This window comes from Vibrio sp. Vb1574 (assembly GCF_033338675.1).
The window spans coordinates 1-1,650 of the sequence record NZ_JAWOTC010000137.1; the positions used below are offsets into that span (position 1 = coordinate 1).

Genomic DNA, 1,650 nt, shown 5'->3' on the forward strand with positions numbered 1-1,650 from the left:
TAATGAAAAAGCAGTTGGTAAAGCATGAACTTAGGTTGATGGGTGTTGCTATTTTTAGCGCATTTTTGTTGGTGTTTGCACACTTGATATTGGCGAAATCTTTCTCTCATATGGTTTGGACGGAATACACTGCTGCCGTTATCCCATTTGTGATGTTTGGCTTGTGTGTGGTTGGAGTAAAATACGCAGCGCGAGCAGATGAGGATGACGATGAAAATAACAACTAGAGTGCATACACCGGTTGCTAGAAAATCATTCGTACAAAATAAAAGACCTCCACATGGGAGGTCTTTTTAATTCAATATCACTAAAAAGTGATTAGAAGTTCGCAGAGCGAGGAGTACGTGGGAATGGGATCACGTCACGAACGTTGCCCATACCAGTGACGTAAGATACTAGGCGCTCAAAGCCTAGACCGAAGCCTGCGTGTGGCACTGTACCGTATTTACGTAGGTCGCGGTACCAGCTCATGTGTTCAGGATCGATACCCACTTCACGCATACGTGCATCTAGAATGTCTAGGCGCTCTTCACGCTGAGAACCACCGATGATTTCGCCGATGCCCGGTGCTAGAACGTCCATCGCTGCAACTGTTTTACCGTCATCGTTAGCACGCATGTAGAATGCTTTAATGTCTTTCGGGTAGTTCTTAACGATTACAGGTGCTTTGAAGTGTTCTTCAGCAAGGAAACGCTCGTGCTCAGAAGACATATCGATACCCCATTCAACTGGGAATTCGAACTCACGACCTGAATCAAGAAGGATCTGGATTGCGTCAGTGTAGTCAACTTGCGCGAAGTCAGAAGAAACGAACTGCTCTAGACGAGTGATTGCTTCTTTGTCGATGCGTTGAGCGAAGAACTCAAGGTCATCGCGACACTCTGCAAGCACTGCTTTAAACACGTACTTGAGCATGTCTTCAGCCAGTTTCGCTACATCATCCAGTTCTGCGAACGCAACTTCAGGCTCAACCATCCAGAATTCTGCTAGGTGGCGGCTTGTGTTTGAGTTTTCAGCTCGGAAAGTAGGGCCGAAAGTGTAAACTTTGCTTAGCGCACAAGCGTAAGCTTCTGCGTTTAGCTGACCAGATACGGTTAGGAACGTCTCTTTACCGAAGAAGTCTTCGTTGTAGTCCACTTTACCAGCGTCAGTGCGAGGAAGGTTTTCCATGTCTAGCGTAGATACGCGGAACATTTCACCAGCGCCTTCAGCATCTGAAGCCGTGATCAACGGCGCAGATACCCAGAAGTAACCTTGCTCGTGGTAGAAGCGGTGGATTGCTTGAGATAGGCAGTTACGTACACGTGCTACTGCACCGATTACGTTTGTGCGCGGACGTAGGTGCGCAACTTCACGTAGGTACTCGATTGAGTGACGAGTTTTTGCCATTGGGTAAGTTTCAGCATCTTCAACCCAACCAACCACTTTAACGTCAGTGGCAGCAAGTTCGAAGTCTTGACCCTTTGCAGGAGATTCAACAATCTTACCAGTTACTTCAACAGAGCAGCCAGTCGTTAGCTTTAATACTTCGTCTTCGTAATTATTAAGATTATTTGGGACCACGGCCTGAATCGGGTCGAAACAAGAGCCGTCATATATGGCAAGGAAAGAGATTCCAGCTTTGGAATCACGACGTGAACGGATCCAGCC

General features: G+C 47.0%; 2 protein-coding genes. One reads left to right on the forward strand and one right to left on the reverse strand.

Going from position 1 to position 1,650, the window contains the following annotated elements; all coding sequences use genetic code 11:
- The first annotated feature begins 2 nt into the window (after positions 1–2).
- Positions 3–227 (forward strand): hypothetical protein, encoded by a 225-nt coding sequence (locus tag R7O12_RS24190; RefSeq protein WP_017636102.1) that lies wholly within the window; start codon positions 3–5, stop codon positions 225–227.
- Positions 228–318: 91 nt separating this feature from the next.
- On the opposite strand, the gene asnS is transcribed toward R7O12_RS24190, so the two are convergent.
- Positions 319–1,650 (reverse strand): asparagine--tRNA ligase (gene asnS / locus R7O12_RS24195; protein ID WP_318126579.1); only part of this gene is annotated, 1,332 nt, incomplete at its 5' end.